Here is a 19283-nt window from a genome sequence, read left to right on the forward strand (position 1 = left end):
CTTCACGGTGACCGGCACGCCAATCCGGTTCAGGGCCGTCGCGACGACGAACGTCGCGCGCAGCTCCCTGGTCCGCACCCGCCGCGATCTCCCCGGTGGACAGGTGTACGGCCGACAGAGGCAGGGCCGTCAGCGTGCCGCTCCCGTCAGCCGGGCCAGGGCCTGCGTCTCACGCGGCGGACGGCCCGGTTCACCGAGCCGCCAGGACGGCACCCACGGCACGCGGTACACGTCGATGACCGACTCCAGCGATCTGACCCGCTGGGCGAGCGGGCGCGGCAGCCGCCCCGGGGCGTCCGCCACGAGCACGATCGCGTCCAGGTCGAGCCCCGGCGGAGCCTGGCCGCGCCGGAAGAGCTCCACCGCTCCGGCCGCCGTGTCCAGACCGGCCGCGTGCGTCCGTGCGACCAGCAGCACCGACGGGGGATCGCCGGGCCCGGGCCAGGACCGGCCGCAGTCGTGGCCGCCGTAGACCGCGGCGAGCGTGGAGACGCCCGCGCCGCCGTGCGTGCCGACCCAGGAGAAACGCCGTGCCGCGGCGTGGGCGTGCGCGGGCTCGGGCGGCCCCGGCTCCGGGGTGGGCACCGGGCCGCGCAGCCAGATCTCCGGTCCCTGTCGCATGCCTGTGTGCATGCCCCTCTCCTCCCTCGTGCGCCCGGTCTTCATGCCGTCGCTGACGACCGTCCGGGGCCGGCGTCCCTTGGGACGAGCCTGTGACACCGTGGTGACGTGAGAAACGGGGGCGAGCGGACACACTCGACAGTAGGTGCACGACGCCCGGTGAGGGGACGATGTCGCGACTCAGCCGCGAGAAGAAGCGGGAACAGAAGCAGGCCGCACGCGCGGCGACCCCGGCGGCGCCGATCGACGTCCAAGTCCCCGGGTCCGGCACGGACGTGGGAGGGGGACCCGGAGGGGTGTCCGACGGGGCCTCCGTCGGTGGCGTCCCGGTCTTCGCGGCTCCCGGTGAGGAGATCCAGCGGGCCGTCCTGAACCGGCTTCACCACATCGCCCTCGCCACCGGCCACCCCGTCCTCGCGACGATCCGCGACGAGCGCATCGGTTACGTCGTCCCGCTCCAGGTCGATCCGGACGGCTCCAGCCACTTCACCGCAGAGCCGGTCGCCACGACGCCGCATGAGCGGCAGCACGCCCGGGGCGAGGCCGCCGGTACACAGCATGAGCAGCAGCACGCCCGGAGCGAGGCCACGGCCCCGCCCGAGCCGCAGCAGTTCCCTCCGGCCCACAGCGACAGTGCCACGCACGTGCTGCGGCCCCTGCCGGAGACCGGCCGCGGTGCGGCCCCGACGTTCCCGCTGCGGGCCGTGCCCGAGCCGCAGCCGACCGACGGACCCGTACCCACGTTCGAGCTGCGCGCCGTGCCGGAGTCACCCGAGCCCACGCCGGAGGACGCGCGGCCGGCCCCGGGTGCGCCACCAGCCCCGGGTGCGGCGCCCGCCCCGGGCACGGCGATGCCCTCGGGAACGGCGATGCCGCCCGGCACCGTCGCGCCGCCCACCGGCGAGTTCGGCCCGCCCCCGCCCATGGACGCGAGGCCGCTCCCGGTTCCCGAAGCCCAGCCGGCTCCGCGACCCGCGCCGGTCCCCGAAGACGCCCTGATCGCCGCCGACCCCGACCCCAAGCCCACGCCCCCACGTGGCTTCGACGCCGTCGCGGAGGCCGTGCTCGGGGACGAACCTCTCACCGCGCCGGGCGATTCCAGCGCCCCCGCGCTCCTCGCGGAGCCGATCACGCGGATCAACGAGGCGGTGAAGGAGGGCAGGATCGAAGCGGCGTCCGGGCTGGCGGAGCAAACCCTCGTGCAGGCCTCGGCGACGCTCGGGCCGGAGCACCCCGAGGTGCTCCGGCTGGGCGAACTCACCGCGTACATCGCCTACTTGGCGGACGATCCGCTCCGCGCCTTCCGGCTGTCGCTCGAACTGGCCGGTGCCCGTCGCCGGTCCGGCGACGCGGAGGCCGCCTACGGCAACGTGGAGAGCGCCGCCACCGCCTGGCGCGCGGTGCGCGACCCCGCGCTGGGGCTGGAGCTGGGACGCGACCTGATCGGCCAGTGGACGGAGCTCGCCGCCGAGGACGGTCCGGCCGCCGAGGAGGTCGAGCAACTGGAGTCGGCCCGCGCCCGCATGGGCCGCCTCACCGAGCGCGCCCGCAACGGCTAGGGGCCGCTTCACCGAACGCGCCCGTAACCGGTAGGGGCTACTCGGACAGCTCCCACACCGCGTGCGCGAGGGCGTCGCTGTTGCGGTTCAGGGCGGTGTCGTTGATGTTGGCGGTGGTGTCGCAGGAGGAGTGGTAGCAGCGGTCGAAGGCCCGCCCTGCCGTACCGCCCCACTTGGCCGCCTGCGCCGCAGTCATCGTCCGGCTCGCCCCGGTGAACAGACCGCCCACCGGCACGCCCGCACTCTTGAAGGGCGCGTGGTCGGAACGGCCGTCGCCCTCGGTCTCGATCTCGGTCGGGACGCCGATGCCGCCGAAGTAGTCCTTGAAGGTCTTCTCGATCGCCGGGTCGTCGTCGTAGACGAAGTAGCCGGGGTTCGGGGAGCCGATCATGTCGAAGTTCAGATAGGCGCTGATCCTCGAACGGTCGCCGGTGGCCAGTCGGTTGACGTAGTAGCGGGAGCCGACGAGGCCGAGCTCCTCGGCGCCCCACCACGCGAAGCGCAGGTGCTTCGTCGGCTTGTACTGCGCCCGGGACACGGCGAGGGCGGTCTCCAGGACCGCGGCCGAGCCGGAGGCGTTGTCGTTGATGCCGGCCCCGGAGGAGACGCTGTCGAGGTGCGAGCCGGCCATCACGACCTGGTTCGCGTCGCCGCCCGGCCAGTCGGCGATCAGGTTGTAGCCGGTGCGGCCGGAGGCGGTGAACTGCTGGATCGTGGTGGTGTATCCGGCCGCGTCCAGCCTGGCCTTCACGTAGTCGAGGGAGGCCTTGTAACCGGCCCGGCCGTGGGCCCGGTTGCCGCCGTTGGCGGTGGCTATGGACTGCAGCTGGGACAGGTGGGCCTTGACGTTCGCCACGGGTATGTCCGGTGCGGCGGCCGCTCTGGAGGGAGCGGAGGACGCGGCGTCGGCCACGGCGCCGCCGACCAGGAGCATGGCTGTTGCCATGCCGCCCGCGGCGACGGAGCGCGCGGAAACGGAGAGCTTCATGTGGGGGCTCCGGATTCCGTGGGGAAGCCCGGGGGATGTCCACGGGCCGCCCACAGTGAATGGGGTGCCTGGATGGTGAAGCTGGTACTGACTCTCCGTCAAGGTGTTGAACCGGCCAGCGAGTTACGGAGCGCAGGCCTCCGGAGCGCCTGTCATTGGACGCAGAACTCGTTCCCCTCCGGGTCCGCCATCACGACCCACTCGCCGCCCTGCTCCTTCACCCGCCGCAGTGCGCTCGCCCCGAGCCCCTCCAGCCGGGCGACCTCCTCGTCGCGCCGCCCCTGGCCGGGGTGCAGATCGAGGTGCAGCCGGTTCTTGACCGTCTTCGTCTCCGGAACGCGCTGGAACAGCAGCCGGCGCCCCAGTCCGGTCCCGCTCTCCTCCTCGTAGGGGTCATCGGGGTGCCGTACGGCGACCAGGTCCCGGAAGGCGCGGCGGCCGTGGAACTCGACCGTGGCCTCCTCCGGCAGGGCACCGAAGCCGAGCAGCTTCCCGATGAGGGCGCTGTTGTCCTCGACCTCGTAGCGCAGGGCGCCGGCCCAGAAGTCGGCCTGGGCGTGCGGGTCGTTCGCGTCGATGACGAGTTTCCAGTGCACGGGAGCCGGTGATGCGGGTCTCTGAGTCATGTAACCACTTATACTGGTTAGATGAGCGGACGCGCAGGGGAAACGCCGGATCGAACGCCCGGCCTGACGCTGGTCTCGGGCCAGGGCAAGCCCTACCGCTTCGACCCCGGCACCCTGTGCCTGGAGCTGACGGTGACGGGCGGCCCCGGGGCCTTCGCCCGCTGGGAAGTGCTGCACGAACCCGCAGACCTGGTCACCTGGGCCGGGCGCAGCCGACTGCCGGACGGCCTGGAACTGACCGTCTCCGCCGGGGAACTGGAGCGGGCCCGCGCCCTGCGCGACGCCGTGTTCCTGCTCGCGGCCGACCGCGCCCACGGGCGACCCCTGCGGGCCGACCAGCTGGACATCGTCAACGCCGCCGCGGCAGCGCCCCCGCTCGTCACCCGCGCCGAGCCCGACGGCACCCGCGCCTGGGCTCCGGGCGCCACCGGCACCCACCTGCTCGCGACCGTCGCCCGCGACGCGATCGACCTGTTCACCGGGCCTTTCGCCGACCGCGTCCGCGAGTGCGGCGCCCACAACTGCCACCTGCTCTTCGTCGACACCTCCCGCCCGGGCCGCCGCCGCTGGTGCGCGATGGAGCACTGCGGGAACCGTGAGAAGGTCCGGGCGCACCGGGCCCGCCGCGCTCCTGTGGAGCCGTAGCCTCCGCGGCGGAGCACTGCGGGAACCGTGAGAAGGTCCGGGCGCACGGGCCCGCCGCGCTCCTACGGAGTCGTAGCCTCCGCGGCGTCCGCCGTGCGGGAGTCATACGCGGTCCGGGCCGCCGCGATCTCCTCCTGGTGCTTCTCCGTCCAGGTCACCAGGGACTGGATCGTGGCGTGCAGCGTTTTGCCGAGGGAGGTCAGTTCGTACTCGACGCGCGGCGGTACCACCGGGTGCACCGTCCGCTTCACCAGGCCGTCGCGCTCCAGCGAGCGCAGGGTCACCGTCAGCATCCGCTGGCTGACCCCGTCGATCTCCCGGCGCAGCTCCGTGAAGCGCAGCCGCCGGTTCTCCAGCAGCGCGATGACCAGCAGCGACCACTTGTCGGCGATCCGGTCGAGGATCTGCCGGACCTGGCAGTCCTCGCGGGTGTCCCACTGGAAGGGGTCGGCGTCGCCGTGGTCCACGGTGCTCGGGCGGTTACTCGGTGACTTCGAAGTGCCTTCTTCCATGTCCATCGATGCTGCCGCAGGGTGGGACGTGGTTACAAGAGGGAACCGACCCTCGCTTGCGTAACCGCCCCATACCGGAGGAGTGTTGACTCATGGGCACCCGTGCCTGGGCGCTACTGCTCGTTCTGTGCGGAACGATCTTCCTCGAAGGCATCGACGTCGCGATGATGGCGGTGGCGATCCCGGCCGTCCGTGCCGATCTCGGGCTGACCACCGGCACCGCCGCCTGGGTGATGAGCGCCTATGTGCTCGGCTACGCGGGTTTCACGCTGCTGGGCGGCCGGGCAGCCGACCTGCTCGGGCGCCGGCGGATGTTCCTGCTCTGGCTGACCGTCTTCCTCGCCTTCTCGGGGCTCGGCGGCTTCGCCACGGGCGGCTGGATGCTGATCGTCGCCCGGTTCGTCACGGGCGTCGCCGCCGCCTTCATGACCCCGGCCGCGCTCTCCCTGATCACCACCTCGTACGAAGAGGGCCCGCAGCGCAACAAGGCCGTGCTGGTCTTCGCCGGGACGGGCGCGGCCGGCTTCTCCCTCGGCCTGGTGATCGGGGGTCTGCTCACCCAGATCGGCTGGCGCTGGGTGTTCTTCGCACCCGTGCTGCTGGCCGCCGCCCTGCTCGTCGCCGCCGTACGCCTGATCCCCCGGCGCGACGCTCCGCCGAAGCGCCGGCGCACCTTCGACCTGCCCGGTGCGGTCACCGCCGCGTGCGCCATGCTGCTGGCCGCCTACACCGTCGTACGTCTGGAACACGGCCTGCGCCAGTGGCCGATCACCCTGGCCTCGGGCCTGGCGGCCGTACTGCTGGCCGGTGTCTTCGTCGTGGTCGAACGCCGCTGCCCCGATCCGCTCGTCCGGCTCGGCCTGCTGCGCAAGGGCCCGGTCGTGCGCGCCGACCTGGGGGCGTTGCTCTTCCTCGGCGCCTTCTTCGGCTTCCAGTTCGTCGTCACGCTCTACCTGCAGGAACTGCGCGGCTGGTCGGCCCTGCAGACGGCGCTGGCCCTGGTCGTCATGGGCGTCGACGCCGTCCTCGCGCCGACGCTCACCCCCAGACTGGTCACCCGCTTCGGCAACGCCCGGGTGATCGCCGGCGGCTTCCTCCTGGCCGTGGCCTCCTACGCGCTGTTCCTGCCGGTCGGCATGGACTGGTCCTACGCCATGATGTTCCCGACCCTGCTCCTGAGCGGTCTCGCGTTCGCCCTGGCCTACGGGCCGCTGACCATCGCGGCGACGGACGGGGTGGACGCGTCGGAGCAGGGCCTGGCCGGCGGGCTGCTGACCACGGCCACCCAGTTCGGCTCCGCGATCGGCATCTCGGCGGTGACCGCAGTCTACGGCCTGGCGTCCACCGGGTCCGGCCCGGAGGCCACACTCTCGGCGTTCCGCGCGGCATTGACGGTGCCGGTCGCGCTGGTGGTGCTGGGCACGCTGATCTCGCTGGTGAGCGTGCGGGAGGCCCGGCGGGCGGTGCGCAACGCGTCCCAGGTGAGCAGCGTCAACGCCAGCCAGACGAGCGCGAATCCGGCCCAGCGCTCCGGCGGCATCTCCTCGTGGAAGTAGAGGATGCCGAGCAGGAACTGGATGACCGGCGTCGAGTACTGCAGCAGGCCGATGGTGGACAGGGGCACGCGGATGGCGGCGGCGCCGAAGCAGACCAGGGGGAGCGCGGTGACGATACCGGCCGAGGCGAGCAGCGCCGCGTGCCCCACACCGTCGCCGGTGAACGTGGAATCGCCCTGCGCGGTGAGCCACGCAAGGAAGGCGAGCGCGGGCAGGAACTGGATCGCGGTCTCCGCGGCCAGCGACTCGATGCCGCCGAGGCCCACCTTCTTCTTCACCAGTCCGTACGTGGCGAAGGAGAACGCCAGACACAGGGAGATCCACGGCGGCTGCCCGTAGCCGATGGTCAGCACGACCACCGCCACGCCGCCGGTTCCGACCGCCGCCCACTGCACCGGCCGCAACCGCTCCTTCAGCAGCAGCACGCCGATCGCGATGGTGACCAGCGGGTTGATGAAGTACCCGAGCGAGGCCTCGACCACGTGCCCGGAGTTCACGGACCAGATGTACAGGCCCCAGTTGACGGTGATGACCGTCGCGGCGACCGTGATCAGCGCCAGCTTGCGGGGCTGCCGGAGCAGCTCGCCTGCCCAGGCCCAGCGGCGCAGCACGAGCAGCGCGGCGCCCACGAAGACCAGCGACCACACCATCCGGTGGGCCAGGATCTCCATCGCGCCGGCCGGCTTCAACAGGGGCCAGAAGAGGGGGACCAGCCCCCACATCCCATAGGCCGCGAAGCCGTTCAGCAGTCCTATGTGCCGCTCACCCCTCGGCTTGCCGGTCACGGGCCCCTCCTTCGCGCCTGGCGTGCGTCCGCGTTCACGACGGTAACGCCGAGCGCCCCCGGCTGTCATGTCCGTATCGGCATACGGTCATGACAGCCCGGGGTGGCCCGGTGAAGCGGGCGTCAGTCCTTGAGGGCTGCGGCGATGGCGTCGGCGAGCGGGGTGGTCGGGCGGCCGGCCAGGCGGGAGAGGTCACCGGTGGAGACGACCAGTTCGCCCTTCTCGATGGAGGCGTCGACGCCCGCGAGGGTCTGCGCGAGCGGCTCGGGCAGGCCCGCGCCGGTGAGGATGCCGGCGAGGGCTTCGGAGGAGACGGCGTTGTAGGCGATGTCCTTGCCGGTCTGCCGGCTCAGCTCGGCCGCGTACTCGGCGAAGCTCCAGGAGGTGTCGCCGCCCAGCTCGTACGTCTTGTTCTCGTGCCCCTCACCGGTCAGTACGGCGACGGCGGCAGCGGCGTAGTCGGCGCGCGAGGCGGAGGAGACCTTGCCCTCACCGGCGGCGGCGACGACCGCGTTGTGCTCCAGCACGGGCGCGAGGTTCTCGGTGTAGTTCTCGTGGTACCAGCCGTTGCGCAGCAGCGCGTAGGGCACGCCGGAGCCCAGCAGGATCTCCTCGGTGCCGCGGTGGTCGTCGGCCAGCGCGGCGGTCAGGGTGCCGGGGGCGCTCGTGTAGGCGACCAGGGCGACACCGGCCGCCGCGGCGGCGTCGATGACGGCCTTGTGCTGCTGCACGCGTCCCTTGTCGAACTCGTTGCCGGAGACGAGCAGCACCTTGTCGCCGGCGGAGAACAGGCCGTCGAAGGAGGCGGGGGCGTTGTAGTCGGCGAGGGCGATCCGCACCCCCCGGTCGGCGAAGTCGGCGGCCTTCTCCGCGCTGCGCACGACCGCGGTGATCTGCTCGGCGGGGACCTTCTCCAGCAGCTGCTCCACGACGTGACGGCCGAGGTTCCCGGTGGCTCCGGTGACGACGATGCTCATGGTGAGGACTCTCCTTGTGGGGTGCGTTGGCACTAACCCTAGGAGATGCGCTAACTCTTGGAAAGTACCCACTTTGAAGTAAGGTACTGGCATGGCGGTAAGTGAAAACGAAGCCCTGTGCCCGTACCGGCTGATCCTGGAGCACGTGACCAGCCGCTGGGGCGTGCTCGTCCTCATCGAGCTCCTGGACCGCCCGTACCGGTTCAGCGAACTGCGCCGGGCGATCGGCGCGTACGGCGGCCGGGGCGTCAGCGAGAAGATGCTCACGCAGACCCTCCAGACCCTGGAGCGGGACGGACTCGTCCACCGCGACGCCAAGCCCGTCATCCCGCCGCGCGTCGACTACTCCCTCACCGGCCTGGGCCGCGAGGCCGCCGAGCAGGTACGGGCCCTGTCGCAGTGGACGCACGACCGCATGGACGACGTGGAGAAGGCGCGGCGGACATACGACGAGACCCGGGCCGCCACCTAGGCGGTCCCGGGTCTCGAGGGGCTTGGCAGGTCAGCCCACGACCGTCCAGGTGTCGCCGCCCGCCAGCAGCGCGCCCAGGTCGCCCTTGCCGTGCTGCTCGATGGCCGCGTCCAGCTGGTCGGCCATCTGCGTGTCGTAGACCGGCCGGTCGACGGAGCGCAGGACGCCGATGGGGGTGTGGTGGAGGGTGTCCGGGTCGGCGAGGCGTGACAGCGCGAACGCCGTGGTCGGGGACGGGGAGTGGGCGTCGTGGACGAGTACCCGGTCCTCGTTGTCCGGTGTCACCGCGACCACCTTCAGATCACCGGTCAGGGGGTCCCGCACGACGCCCTTGGCCTGGTCGGCGCCGAAGCGGATCGGCTGGCCGTGTTCCAGCCGGATCACGGCCTCCTCGGCCTGCTGTTTGTCCTTCAGGGCGTCGAAGGCGCCGTCGTTGAAGATGTTGCAGTTCTGGTAGATCTCGATCAGTGCCGTGCCCTGGTGGGCGGAGGCCTGGCGCAGCACCTCGGTGAGGTGCTTGCGGTCGGAGTCCACCGTCCGGGCCACGAAGGAGGCCTCCGCGCCGATCGCCAGCGACACCGGGTTGAAGGGCGCGTCCAGCGAGCCCATCGGCGTCGACTTCGTGATCTTGCCGACCTCGGAGGTCGGCGAGTACTGGCCCTTGGTCAGGCCGTAGATCCGGTTGTTGAACAGCAGGATCTTGAGGTTGACGTTGCGGCGCAGCGCGTGGATGAGGTGGTTGCCGCCGATGGACAGCGCGTCGCCGTCGCCGGTGACCACCCACACCGACAGGTCCCGGCGGGAGCTGGCCAGTCCCGTGGCGATGGCGGGGGCGCGGCCGTGGATGGAGTGCATCCCGTAGGTGTTCATGTAGTACGGGAAGCGGGAGGAGCAGCCGATGCCCGAGACGAAGACGATGTTCTCCTTGGCCAGCCCCAGCTCCGGCATGAAGCCCTGCACCGCCGCGAGGATGGCGTAGTCGCCGCAGCCGGGGCACCACCGCACTTCCTGATCGGACTTGAAGTCCTTCATCGACTGCCTGCCCTCGGCCTTGGGAACGAGGGAAAGCGACTCGACGGTGCCCGGGCCGTGCGTGGACGTCTCAGCCATCGATGGCCTCCTTCAGAGCCGCGGCGAGCTGCTCCGCCTTGAACGGCATGCCGTTGACCTGGTTGTACGAGTGGGCGTCGACCAGGTACTTCGCCCGGATGAGGGTGGCGAGCTGCCCGAGGTTCATCTCGGGGATCACGACCTTGTCGTAACGCTCCAGGACGGAGCCCAGATTCGGCGGGAAGGGGTTGAGGTGCCGCAGATGCGCCTGTGCGACGGACTCCCCGGCTCTGCGCAGCCGCCGCACCGCCGCGGTGATCGGCCCGTAGGTCGAGCCCCAGCCCAGGACCAGTACCGTCGCCCCGTGCGGGTCGTCCACGTCGACGTCCGGGACGTCGATGCCGTCGATCTTCGCCTGCCGGGTGCGGACCATGAAGTCGTGGTTGGCCGGGTCGTAGGAGATGTTGCCGGTGCCGTCCTGCTTCTCGATGCCGCCGATCCGGTGCTCCAGGCCCGGTGTGCCCGGGACCGCCCAGGGGCGGGCCAGCGTCTGCGGGTCCCGCTTGTACGGCCAGAACACCTCACTGCCGTCGTCGAGCGTGTGGTTCGGCCCCTGCGCGAACTGCGTCCGCAGATCGGGCAGCTCCTCGATGTCGGGGATCCGCCAGGGCTCGGAGCCGTTGGCCAGGTAGCCGTCGGACAGCAAGAACACCGGCGTGCGGTACGTCAGCGCGATCCGCGCCGCCTCCAGCGCGGCGTCGAAGCAGTCCGCCGGGGTGCGCGGCGCGACCACCGGCACCGGCGCCTCACCGTTGCGCCCGTACATCGCCTGCAGCAGGTCCGCCTGCTCGGTCTTGGTCGGCAGGCCCGTCGACGGGCCGCCGCGCTGGATGTCCACGATCAGCAGCGGCAGCTCCAGCGACACCGCCAGCCCGATCGTCTCCGACTTCAGCGCCACCCCCGGACCGCTCGTCGTGGTCACGGCCAGCGAACCACCGAAGGCCGCGCCCAGCGCCGCCCCGATACCGGCGATCTCGTCCTCCGCCTGGAAGGTGCGCACCCCGAAGTTCTTGTGCCTGGACAGCTCGTGCAGGATGTCCGAGGCCGGAGTGATCGGGTACGACCCCAGATACAGCGGCAGATCCGCCTGCCGGCTCGCGGCGACCAGCCCGTACGACAGGGCCAGATTGCCGGAGATGTTGCGGTACACACCCGGCGGGAACGCCGTGGCCGCCGGGGCGACCTCGTAGGACACGGCGAAGTCCTCCGTCGTCTCGCCGAAGTTCCAGCCCGCCCGGAACGCCGCGATGTTGGCCGCCGCGATGTCGGGCTTCTTCGCGAACTTCGACCTCAGGAACTTCTCCGTGCCCTCCGTGGGCCGGTGGTACATCCAGCTCAGCAGGCCCAGCGCGAACATGTTCTTGCTGCGCTCGGCCTCCTTGCGGGTCAGGGCGAACTCCTTCAGCGCCTCGACCGTGAGCGTGGTCAGCGGCACCGGGTGCACGTGGTAGCCGTCCAGCGACCCGTCCTCCAGCGGCGACGTGTCGTAGCCGACCTTCTGCATCGCCCGCTTGGTGAACTCGTCCGTGTTGACGATCACCTCGGCGCCGCGCGGCAGATCGCCGATGTTCGCCTTCAACGCCGCCGGGTTCATCGCCACCAGCACGTTCGGCGCGTCACCCGGCGTGAGGATGTCGTGGTCGGCGAAGTGCAACTGGAAGGACGACACACCCGGCAGAGTCCCGGCAGGGGCCCTGATCTCGGCCGGGAAGTTCGGCAGCGTCGACAGGTCGTTGCCGAACGACGCCGTCTCCGAGGTGAAACGGTCACCGGTGAGCTGCATACCGTCACCCGAGTCCCCCGCGAACCTGATGATCACCCGGTCGAGGCGACGGACATCCTTCGCGCCCGCCGCTTTGCGCTGCTCTCCTACGACTGTTCCGTCGGCCTGCTCCGCTGGGCTACTGACCTGGCTGGTCACTGAACTGGACCTCCTCGAGGCGGCTGTCCGGGACAGGCCTTCCCGCAGGCCCTCCCAGGATCAACACTACGACCGCAAGGGTCGCCTTCTTTGTGTCATTCGCATCTTGGACACGACTTCGGGGTGATCATGCGTCCCTGTTTGTCCGGGTATCCGGTGCCAGGGCGTAAAACGTCAGGACCTGAGGTGCGTCAGCACGGCCAGCACCCTGCGGTGGTCCCCGTCGCTCGGGGACAGCCCCAGCTTCAGGAAGATGTTGCTGACGTGCTTCTCGACCGCCCCGTCGCTGACCACCAGCTGCCGCGCGATCGCCGAGTTCGTCCGACCCTCGGCCATCAGCCCCAGCACCTCACGCTCCCGCGGGGTGAGCCCCGCCAGCACGTCCTGCTTGCGGCTGCGGCCCAGCAACTGCGCGACCACCTCCGGGTCGAGCGCCGTACCGCCCCCGGCCACCCGCACCACCGCGTCCACGAACTCCCGCACCTCGGCCACCCGGTCCTTCAGCAGGTAGCCGACGCCCCGGCTGGAGCCCGCGAGCAGCTCCGTGGCGTAGCGCTCCTCCACGTACTGCGACAGCACCAGCACCCCGAGCTCCGGGTGCGCCTTGCGCAGCTGCACCGCCGCCCGCACCCCCTCGTCGGTGTGCGTCGGCGGCATCCGCACGTCCGCCACGACCACGTCCGGCAGCTCGCCCGCCGCGTCCAGCTCCGTGATGGTCTTGATCAGCGCCTCGCCGTCACCGACACCGGCGACGACGTCGTGCCCACGGTCCGTCAGCAACCGGGTCAGGCCCTCCCTCAGCAGCACTGAATCCTCGGCGATGACCACCCGCACCCTGTCCTCCACGATGTCCGGCCCCCCACAGCCCGATGCCGCCCGTCCGCAGCCCACAACGGCTCCGCGCCCACCCGTGCGACGGGTCCAGCATTTCAGGCTCGGGGAGTGTGTGGGGGCGGGAGCGGCTTCTTGCCTGGCCGATCGGGTGGTGGAGGGAAGCTTTGAGGCCAGAGGTGAAGACCTCTGGCCCCTGTCACAGCCCGCGGGGGCCGAGCCCCCAGGCTGTGACAGGGGATCGGCCCGGGAAGCGAGCCCCCGCGAAGGTCACCTCACGTGCTCCCCCCGCCACGGCAACTCGGCGGTCACCCGGGTCGGCCCGCCCGCCGGCGAATCCACCACCAGAATCCCGTCCACCGCGTCGAGCCGGTCCGCCAGCCCCGCAAGACCGGACCCCCCGGACACGTCCGCTCCCCCCACGCCGTTGTCCACGACCTGCAGCATCAGCCGGTTCTCCGTCCGCCACACCTCGACGCCCGCCCAGGTGGCCCGCGCGTGCTTGCTGACGTTCTGCAGCAGCTCCGACACCGTGAAGTACGCGATCCCCTCGATGGCCGGCGCCGGCCGCTCCACCAGGTCGACCTCCACCCGCACCGGCACCGTGCACCGCGACGCCACCGCCGACAGCGCCGCGTCCAGCCCCCGGTCCGTCAGCACCGCGGGATGGATGCCCCGGGCCAGGTCCCGCAGCTCCTGCAGCGCCGTCTTCACCTCTCCGTGTGCCTCGTCCACCATCCGCGCGGCCGTCTGCGGGTCCTCCTGCAACTTCTCCTTCGCCATCCCCAGATCCATCGCCAGCGCCACCAGCCGGGCCTGCGCCCCGTCGTGCAGATCCCGCTCGATGCGCCGCAGGTCGGCGGCGGCCGTGTCCACCACGACTCCCCGGTCCGACTCCAGCTCCACCACCCGCGACGCCAGCCGCGACGGCCCGAGCAGCCCGTGCACCAGCAGCCGGTCCACCATCGTCAGCGCCCGCACGATCCACGGAGAGGCGATCGTGAACAGCAGCCCCACCAGCGCGGTCACCGTGATCTCGAACGGGTTGTCGAGATAGATCCGGCGCGTCTCGTCGCCGTACAGCTGGACCCCCTCCTGACCGGCGTACACCGGGAACACCCAGAACCACAGCGGATACGTCAGCAGCGCCCAGCCCAGCACCCACACGTTCACCGCGACGACGAACGAGAACACCGCCCAGGGCAGGTGCAGCACCCCGTACAGCAGGGCCCGCCACGAGGCACCGCTCTTGAGGACGGCCACCGTCCACGCCATCGCGCCCGGCTTCCTCATCCGCAGCGGCTCCGGATCGGCCACCTCCAGGCCCAGCAGCGCCCGCGCCCGCATCCGCTCCAGCGACCCGAAGCCGCGGCACCCGGCGAGCCCCGCCGCCAGCACCGGCACACCGAGGAACGTGACCAGCAGTCCCGCCCCCAGCGACACCATCGTGACCGCGTACGTGAACAGCAGGATGCTGATCGGCAGGCTCAGCAGCACATGGGTGAGTTCGAGCCAGGTGCGCAGCTCGACCGGCGCCCGCAACGCGGCGGGCAGCAGATGCCGTCGTTCGGTGCTCCCCGGGAACCCGGACCCGCTGTCGAGCCCGTATCCCTGTCCGTACTCCGTGGCCATCGGCGCCGTCCTTCTCCTCGTCCCGCGGCTGTGCTCTCGTACCTCCACCCTGCTCCGCCGCAGGTCGGCGGACCATGGAGTCCGTCGGCGTCTTGGGCGGGGGGTTTTCCCTACCCCCGGTCCCCGGAGCGGTCCCGCCAGGGCAGTTCCGCCGTGACCGTCGTCGGGCCGCCCACGGGCGAATCCAGGACGAACAGCCCGTCGACGGCGCCCAGCCGGTCCGCCAGCCCCTTCATCCCCGTACCGCCGTCGAGGCTCGCGCCCCCGCCCCCGTCGTCCCACACCTGGATGAGCAGCCGGGTCTTCGTCCGCCACACGTCCACCGAGGCCGACTTCGCGTGGCTGTGCTTGCTGACGTTCTGCAGCAGCTCCGAGACGGTGAAGTAGGCGATGCCCTCGATGGCCGCGGCCGGCCGCTGAGGCAGATCGACCGTCACCTTCACCGGGACCGTGCAGCGCGAGGCGACCGATGACAGAGCCGCGTCCAGGCCACGGTCGGTCAGGACCGCCGGGTGGATGCCGCGCGCCAGATCCCGCAACTCCTGGAGCGCCAGCTTCACCTCGCCGTGCGCCTCCTCGACCATCACAGCCGCCGCGTCCGGGTCCTCCAGCACCTTCTCCTTGGCCAGGCCGAGACCCATGGCCAGCGCCACCAGCCGGGCCTGCGCCCCGTCGTGCAGATCCCGCTCGATGCGCCGCAGATCGGCCGCGGCCGTGTCGACCACGACCCCACGGTCCGACTCCAGCTCGGCGATCCGCCGCTCCAGTTCGTCGGAGGGCGACAGCAACGCCCGCACCATGGCCCGGTCGGCGTTGGTCAGCCCCCGGGCGATGAACGGCAGCACCGGCCACAGCACGAACAGCGAGGTCAGCGTGACACCGAAGGTGAGCACGCCCCACGGCAGCCGGATGAACTCGTACAGCACTGTGCGCCAGCCCACCGGGTCCTTCAGCTGCATCCACAACCGCTGGAAGAATCCGCCCCCGCCGCGCAGCCGCAGTCGGCTCGGCTCCTCGACCCGCACCCCGAGCAGCGCCCTGGCCCGCGCCCGCTCCATCCTCCCCAACTGCCGCGCGCCGATGAGTCCGGCCGCGAGCAGCGGGAACCCCACCACCGTGACGGTCAGGCCGAAGCCGATGGACATCATCGTCACGACGTAGGTGAAACCGAGCAGCGCGACCGGCAGGTTGGCCAGCAGGTGCGCGATCTCTTTCCAGGTGTGCCGGTCATAGGCGAGCCGGGCAGGCGGCGGACGGTCGTCCGGCACGGCGGCCCCCCGGGCCGCCGTCGTGCCCGGGGACGGGATGTGTTGGGTCATATGCGTTAGCGTGCCCGGCGGCGGGCGATGGCGCCATGAGGTGGACCGCCAGGATCCACTGAGGAAAACCCCACCCCCGCATGCCCGGCCATGACGGGCTGCTTACCCTGCCCTTATCAGGGCCTAGACTCCCGTGCGTACAGATCGTCGAACGGCGGCATCCGATTGAGCCGCAGCATCGTCGCAGGATCCAGGTCCGAGTTTCAGGGAGCGAGGGACGGACGTGCCGGAACCGACCGTCGTCACCACGACCGTCGTCGCGGCGGACTACTTCCAGTCCTATTCGGTCGTCGGACTGCTCGCCGTCGTCGGCGTGCTGTTCGTGGCCGTGGCCTTCGGGGCCGGCCGCCTGCTGCGGCCTGTGGTCCCCACCCCCGAGAAACTCATGACGTACGAGTGCGGCGTCGACCCCGTCGGCGAGGGCTGGGCCCACACCCAGGTCCGCTACTACGTGTACGCCTTCCTCTACGTGATCTTCGCCGTCGACTCGATCTTCCTGTTCCCCTGGGCGACCGTCTTCGCCGCCCCCGGATACGGCGCGACGACCCTGGTCGAGATGTTCATCTTCCTCGGCTTCCTGGCCGTCGGCCTGCTCTACGCCTACAAGAAGGGCGTCCTGACATGGACGTGAACCCCTCGGCGCCCGAGCCCGTCCTGCTGCCCGAGCCCAAGCGGCTGGGCGCCCTGGCCCGCCTCGCGCCCGAGCCGATGAAGGTCGTCCTCAACTGGGGCCGCCGCTACTCGCTCTGGGTCTTCAACTTCGGCCTCGCCTGCTGCGCGATCGAGTTCATCGCCGCGTCGATGGCCCGTCACGACTTCATCCGCCTCGGCGTCATCCCGTTCGCCCCGGGCCCGCGCCAGGCCGACCTGATGGTGGTCTCCGGCACCGTCACGGACAAGATGGCCCCGGCCGTGAAGCGCCTCTACGAACAGATGCCGGAGCCGAAGTACGTCATCTCCTTCGGCGCCTGCAGCAACTGCGGCGGCCCCTACTGGGACTCGTACTCCGTCACCAAGGGCGTCGACCAGATCATTCCGGTGGACGTGTACGTGCCGGGTTGCCCGCCGCGCCCCGAGGCACTTCTCCAGGGCATCCTCAAGCTCCAGGAGAAGATCGCCCGCGAGTCGCTGGGGGAGCGGTACGGCAGCGGCGCGGGCCGTCCTTCGGCGGCGGCACTGCAGAGCGGACTGGTGCAGCCGCCGGCTCAGGGGCCGGCTTCGGGGGAGGGACGATGACCGCCGTCGGCTGGCTGCCCTCCGGCGCCGAGGAGCTCTTCGGCCCGGACGCCACAGCCGAGGAGTCCTACGAGGTCCTGACGGTCGACGTACCCCCGGCCGCCTGGATCACCGCCCTGGAGACCGCCCGCGACCGGCTCGGCTGCACCTACTTCGACTGGCTGAGCGCGGTCGACGAACCGGGCACGGGGTTCCGCGTCACGGCCCACGTCGCCGCCCTCGCACCCGTACGACGCCTCCTCCTGCGTACGACCGTCCCGCACGAGGCCGCCGCTCTGCCCTCGGCGGTCGACGTCTACGCGGGCGCCGCCTGGCACGAACGCGAGACGCACGAAATGTTCGGCATCGCCTTCGAAGGCCACCCGGCGCTGGACCACCTGCTCCTGCCCGAGAACTTCGAAGGCCACCCCCTGCGCAAGGACTTCGTCCTGGCCGCCCGCGTCGCCAAGGCCTGGCCCGGAGCGAAGGAACCGGGCGAGTCGGAACACGGCGGCCCCAAGCGCCGCCAGATGCTCCCGCCCGGCGTCCCCGACCCCAACGAATGGGGACCCCTCAAGGGCCAGCTTCCCCCGGCCCCCGCCCGCCCGGCCCGCGGCGCGGCACGCCCCGCGGGAGAACGCCCGGTACGACGGACCCGCTCGGCATCGAGTGGCTCGGCGAGCCAGTCAGCCGCTGGGGCTGGGGCGCCGGGTGCTGGGTCGGGGAGTTCGGCTGCCGGGTCGGGGGCTTCGGCTGGCGGTTCGGGGAGTTCGGCTGCCGGCTCGGGGACTTCGGCGGCCGGAGGGGAGGCTCCAGTTGCTGGTGTCGAGGCTGCGGCTGCGGCGCGGCGTTCGCGTTCGGCGGCGGAGGGTTCGGCGAGTCAGTCCGCTGGTGGTGCGGAGGCTCCGGTTGCGCCACGCCGTTCGCGCTCGGCGGCGGAGGGTTCGGCGAGTCAGTCCGCGCCCGGCGAACCGACCGCTCCGGCCCCGACGGGACCGCGGCGCAACCGCTCGGTGTCGCAGGATTCGGCAGCGCAGGATTCGGCAGCGCAGGGCTCGGCAGCGCAGAGGCCGGCGAGTCAGCAGCGCAGCGACCAGGCGTCCCCGACGGCGGGCTCCGAGCCCCACACGCCCGGGGCATCGGCCGCGTCGGAGGGATCGCGCCGGGCGCGCAGCGCATCGGAGGGCAGCACGAGCCAGCGAGCCGTGTCCGACCGCGGCGACAGCCGGCCGGGCAGGGCTCCGACCGCCCCCCGCAGCTCGGACGCTCCCTGGCACCACGCCCGTCCGGCCTTCGACGAGCCGGCTCCCCAACCGTCGCCGGAGGCAGCGCCGTTGCCGGATCCAGAACCGTCGAGCGGGTCACAGACCTCCGAGCCCGCGGACGTCCCGGAGTCCTCGGACAACTCAAAGTCCTCGGACAATCCGGAGCCCTCGGACAGCCCGGAGACTGCCCCGGACACTTCCGACAGTCGGGGTATCTCCGACAGCCAGGACGCTTCTGGCAGCCCGGACACGCCCGAGGACCCCGCGGGAGGCCCGCGGTGAACGACGTGCTCGACGTCGCCCTGCGACTCCTCATCGTCTTCGTCGTCTTCCTCACCTTCCCCCTGGTCATCGGCCAGACCGAGCACAAGGTGATGGCCCACATGCAGGGCCGCCTCGGCCCCATGTACGCGGGCGGCTTCCACGGCTGGGCCCAGCTGATCGCCGACGGCGTGAAGTTCGCGCAGAAGGAGGACGTCGTCCCCGCGGGCGCCGACCGCCGCATCTTCCAACTGGCCCCGGCCGTCGCCCTCCTGCCCTACCTCCTCGTCCTGCTCGCCATCCCCATCGGCCCCGGCGAGGGCGCCGTCGGTCAGGTCATCGACGCGGGTGTCTTCTTCGTCCTGGCCGTCATGGGCGTCGGCGTCCTCGGCTCGCTCATGGCCGGCTGGGCGTCCGCGAACAAGTTCTCCCTGCTCGGAGGCTTGCGCACCGCCGCCCAGCTCCTCGCCTACGAACTCCCGATGCTGCTGACGGCGGCCTCCGTGGCGATGGCGGCCGGCACCGTCTCCCTCCCCGGCATCCTCGACGCCTTCGAGTGGTGGTGGCTGCCCTGGCAGATCGTCGGCGCGATCGTGTTCTTCGTGGCCGGCCTCGCCGAACTCCAGCGCCCGCCCTTCGACATGCCCGTCGCCGACTCGGAGATCATCTTCGGTGCCTACACCGAGTACACCGGCCTCCGTTTCGCTCTCTTCCTCCTCGCCGAGTACGCCGGAATCGTCGTCCTGTGCGGCCTGACCACCGTCCTCTTCCTGGGCGGCTGGCACGGCCCCTGGGGCGCCGACGGCCTCGGCTGGGTCTGGACCCTGCTGAAGACCGCCGTCCTCGCCTTCGTCGTCATCTGGCTGCGCGTCACCTATCCCCGTCTGCGCGAGGACCAGCTCCAGAAGCTCTCCTGGACCCTCCTCGTTCCCCTCTCCCTCGCCCAGATCGCCCTCACCGGCGTCGTCAAGGTGGTGATCCGGTAACC

The 19283-nt window shown here is 71.4% G+C and carries 18 protein-coding genes and 1 pseudogene; 8 read left to right on the top strand and 11 right to left on the bottom strand.

The window, feature by feature from the left end; genetic code table 11:
- Nucleotides 1-129: 129 nt before the first annotated feature.
- Nucleotides 130-633, bottom strand: coding sequence for a DUF6668 family protein (locus ACFY9S_RS08955; protein WP_391124693.1), 504 nt, complete (start codon nucleotides 631-633; stop codon nucleotides 130-132).
- A 158-nt stretch (nucleotides 634-791) separates the two neighbouring features.
- Between ACFY9S_RS08955 and ACFY9S_RS08960 the strand changes: the two genes are divergently transcribed.
- On the top strand, nucleotides 792-2180 hold the full coding sequence (locus tag ACFY9S_RS08960) for a tetratricopeptide repeat protein (RefSeq protein ID WP_391124696.1): 1389 nt from the start codon (nucleotides 792-794) through the stop codon (nucleotides 2178-2180).
- A 37-nt stretch (nucleotides 2181-2217) separates the two neighbouring features.
- On the opposite strand, the gene ACFY9S_RS08965 is transcribed toward ACFY9S_RS08960, so the two are convergent.
- On the bottom strand, nucleotides 2218-3168 hold the full coding sequence (locus tag ACFY9S_RS08965; protein WP_391124699.1) for a M28 family peptidase: 951 nt from the start codon (nucleotides 3166-3168) through the stop codon (nucleotides 2218-2220).
- A 152-nt stretch (nucleotides 3169-3320) separates the two neighbouring features.
- The gene (locus ACFY9S_RS08970; protein WP_391124702.1) at nucleotides 3321-3794 is read right to left on the bottom strand and encodes a VOC family protein; all 474 of its coding nucleotides are present in this window, start codon (nucleotides 3792-3794) and stop codon (nucleotides 3321-3323) included.
- Between the two features lie 21 nt (nucleotides 3795-3815).
- Here ACFY9S_RS08970 and ACFY9S_RS08975 point away from each other — a divergent pair, with 21 nt between their 5' ends.
- Nucleotides 3816-4439 (top strand): ABATE domain-containing protein, encoded by a 624-nt coding sequence (locus ACFY9S_RS08975; RefSeq protein WP_102912397.1) that lies wholly within the window; start codon nucleotides 3816-3818, stop codon nucleotides 4437-4439.
- 62 nt (nucleotides 4440-4501) lie between these two features.
- On the opposite strand, the gene ACFY9S_RS08980 is transcribed toward ACFY9S_RS08975, so the two are convergent.
- The gene (locus ACFY9S_RS08980) at nucleotides 4502-4951 is read right to left on the bottom strand and encodes a winged helix-turn-helix transcriptional regulator (RefSeq protein WP_391124705.1); all 450 of its coding nucleotides are present in this window, start codon (nucleotides 4949-4951) and stop codon (nucleotides 4502-4504) included.
- Nucleotides 4952-5118: 167 nt separating this feature from the next.
- Between ACFY9S_RS08980 and ACFY9S_RS08985 the strand changes: the two are divergent.
- Nucleotides 5119-6198, top strand: a pseudogene (locus ACFY9S_RS08985) (MFS transporter); the annotation flags it as partial.
- An 80-nt stretch (nucleotides 6199-6278) separates the two neighbouring features.
- Here the strand turns inward: ACFY9S_RS08985 and rarD are convergent.
- Both rarD and ACFY9S_RS08995 read right to left on the bottom strand, forming a co-directional pair.
- Nucleotides 6279-7229 (bottom strand): EamA family transporter RarD, encoded by a 951-nt coding sequence (rarD, locus tag ACFY9S_RS08990; protein WP_391125495.1) that lies wholly within the window; start codon nucleotides 7227-7229, stop codon nucleotides 6279-6281.
- A gap of 185 nt (nucleotides 7230-7414) precedes the next feature.
- Nucleotides 7415-8269 carry an NAD(P)H-binding protein gene (locus tag ACFY9S_RS08995; RefSeq protein ID WP_391124709.1) on the bottom strand — a complete coding sequence of 285 codons (855 nt, stop codon included), beginning with the start codon at nucleotides 8267-8269 and terminating at the stop codon, nucleotides 7415-7417.
- Nucleotides 8270-8360: 91 nt separating this feature from the next.
- On the opposite strand from ACFY9S_RS08995, the gene ACFY9S_RS09000 reads away from it, so the two are divergent.
- Complete coding sequence (locus tag ACFY9S_RS09000) at nucleotides 8361-8741, top strand: winged helix-turn-helix transcriptional regulator (RefSeq protein WP_391124712.1); 381 nt, start codon at nucleotides 8361-8363, stop codon at nucleotides 8739-8741.
- Nucleotides 8742-8771: 30 nt separating this feature from the next.
- Here the strand turns inward: ACFY9S_RS09000 and ACFY9S_RS09005 are convergent, their stop codons facing one another.
- The 5 genes from ACFY9S_RS09005 to ACFY9S_RS09025 form a co-directional block, all read right to left on the bottom strand.
- A complete protein-coding gene (locus ACFY9S_RS09005; protein ID WP_391124715.1) occupies nucleotides 8772-9851 on the bottom strand; it encodes a thiamine pyrophosphate-dependent enzyme in 1080 nt (359 codons plus the stop codon).
- Entirely contained in the window at nucleotides 9844-11772 is a 1929-nt protein-coding gene (locus ACFY9S_RS09010; RefSeq protein WP_391124717.1) for a 2-oxoacid:acceptor oxidoreductase subunit alpha, read from the bottom strand. The genes ACFY9S_RS09005 and ACFY9S_RS09010 overlap by 8 nt, the downstream gene beginning before the upstream one ends.
- Before the next feature lie 174 nt (nucleotides 11773-11946).
- On the bottom strand, nucleotides 11947-12606 hold the full coding sequence (locus tag ACFY9S_RS09015) for a LuxR C-terminal-related transcriptional regulator (protein WP_391125498.1): 660 nt from the start codon (nucleotides 12604-12606) through the stop codon (nucleotides 11947-11949).
- Between the two features lie 267 nt (nucleotides 12607-12873).
- Nucleotides 12874-14235: a sensor domain-containing protein gene (locus tag ACFY9S_RS09020; protein WP_391124723.1), complete on the bottom strand. Its 1362-nt coding sequence runs from the start codon at nucleotides 14233-14235 to the stop codon at nucleotides 12874-12876.
- Between the two features lie 110 nt (nucleotides 14236-14345).
- The gene (locus tag ACFY9S_RS09025) at nucleotides 14346-15554 is read right to left on the bottom strand and encodes a sensor domain-containing protein (protein ID WP_391124726.1); all 1209 of its coding nucleotides are present in this window, start codon (nucleotides 15552-15554) and stop codon (nucleotides 14346-14348) included.
- 223 nt (nucleotides 15555-15777) lie between these two features.
- On the opposite strand from ACFY9S_RS09025, the gene ACFY9S_RS09030 reads away from it, so the two are divergent.
- The 4 genes from ACFY9S_RS09030 to ACFY9S_RS09045 are packed head-to-tail and all read left to right on the top strand — an operon-like array spanning nucleotide 15778 to nucleotide 19281.
- Nucleotides 15778-16185 carry an NADH-quinone oxidoreductase subunit A gene (locus tag ACFY9S_RS09030; RefSeq protein WP_102913543.1) on the top strand — a complete coding sequence of 136 codons (408 nt, stop codon included), beginning with the start codon at nucleotides 15778-15780 and terminating at the stop codon, nucleotides 16183-16185.
- Entirely contained in the window at nucleotides 16176-16790 is a 615-nt protein-coding gene (locus tag ACFY9S_RS09035; RefSeq protein ID WP_391124730.1) for an NADH-quinone oxidoreductase subunit NuoB, read from the top strand. The genes ACFY9S_RS09030 and ACFY9S_RS09035 overlap by 10 nt, the downstream gene beginning before the upstream one ends.
- Nucleotides 16787-18316, top strand: coding sequence for an NADH-quinone oxidoreductase subunit C (locus tag ACFY9S_RS09040; protein ID WP_391124733.1), 1530 nt, complete (start codon nucleotides 16787-16789; stop codon nucleotides 18314-18316). Before ACFY9S_RS09035 ends, ACFY9S_RS09040 begins: the two co-directional genes overlap by 4 nt.
- Entirely contained in the window at nucleotides 18313-19281 is a 969-nt protein-coding gene (locus ACFY9S_RS09045) for an NADH-quinone oxidoreductase subunit H (protein WP_391124736.1), read from the top strand. The genes ACFY9S_RS09040 and ACFY9S_RS09045 overlap by 4 nt, the downstream gene beginning before the upstream one ends.
- Nucleotides 19282-19283: the final 2 nt, after the last annotated feature.

The organism is Streptomyces sp. NPDC012474, assembly GCF_042955185.1.
GTDB classification, from domain to species: Bacteria; Actinomycetota; Actinomycetes; order Streptomycetales; family Streptomycetaceae; genus Streptomyces; species Streptomyces cahuitamycinicus.

Coding starts and splice junctions, on each gene's coding strand:
- ACFY9S_RS08980 (WP_391124705.1), bottom strand. CDS start 4,951: ATGGAAGAAGGCACTTCGAAGTCACCGAGTAACCGCCCGAGCACCGTG.
- ACFY9S_RS09035 (WP_391124730.1), top strand. CDS start 16,176: ATGGACGTGAACCCCTCGGCGCCCGAGCCCGTCCTGCTGCCCGAGCCC.
- rarD (WP_391125495.1), bottom strand. CDS start 7,229: ATGTGGGGGCTGGTCCCCCTCTTCTGGCCCCTGTTGAAGCCGGCCGGC.
- ACFY9S_RS08955 (WP_391124693.1), bottom strand. CDS start 633: ATGCACACAGGCATGCGACAGGGACCGGAGATCTGGCTGCGCGGCCCG.
- ACFY9S_RS08975 (WP_102912397.1), top strand. CDS start 3,816: ATGAGCGGACGCGCAGGGGAAACGCCGGATCGAACGCCCGGCCTGACG.
- ACFY9S_RS08970 (WP_391124702.1), bottom strand. CDS start 3,794: ATGACTCAGAGACCCGCATCACCGGCTCCCGTGCACTGGAAACTCGTC.
- ACFY9S_RS09020 (WP_391124723.1), bottom strand. CDS start 14,235: ATGGCCACGGAGTACGGACAGGGATACGGGCTCGACAGCGGGTCCGGG.
- ACFY9S_RS09025 (WP_391124726.1), bottom strand. CDS start 15,554: ATGACCCAACACATCCCGTCCCCGGGCACGACGGCGGCCCGGGGGGCC.
- ACFY9S_RS09040 (WP_391124733.1), top strand. CDS start 16,787: ATGACCGCCGTCGGCTGGCTGCCCTCCGGCGCCGAGGAGCTCTTCGGC.
- ACFY9S_RS08960 (WP_391124696.1), top strand. CDS start 792: ATGTCGCGACTCAGCCGCGAGAAGAAGCGGGAACAGAAGCAGGCCGCA.
- ACFY9S_RS09005 (WP_391124715.1), bottom strand. CDS start 9,851: ATGGCTGAGACGTCCACGCACGGCCCGGGCACCGTCGAGTCGCTTTCC.
- ACFY9S_RS09000 (WP_391124712.1), top strand. CDS start 8,361: ATGGCGGTAAGTGAAAACGAAGCCCTGTGCCCGTACCGGCTGATCCTG.
- ACFY9S_RS08965 (WP_391124699.1), bottom strand. CDS start 3,168: ATGAAGCTCTCCGTTTCCGCGCGCTCCGTCGCCGCGGGCGGCATGGCA.
- ACFY9S_RS08995 (WP_391124709.1), bottom strand. CDS start 8,269: ATGAGCATCGTCGTCACCGGAGCCACCGGGAACCTCGGCCGTCACGTC.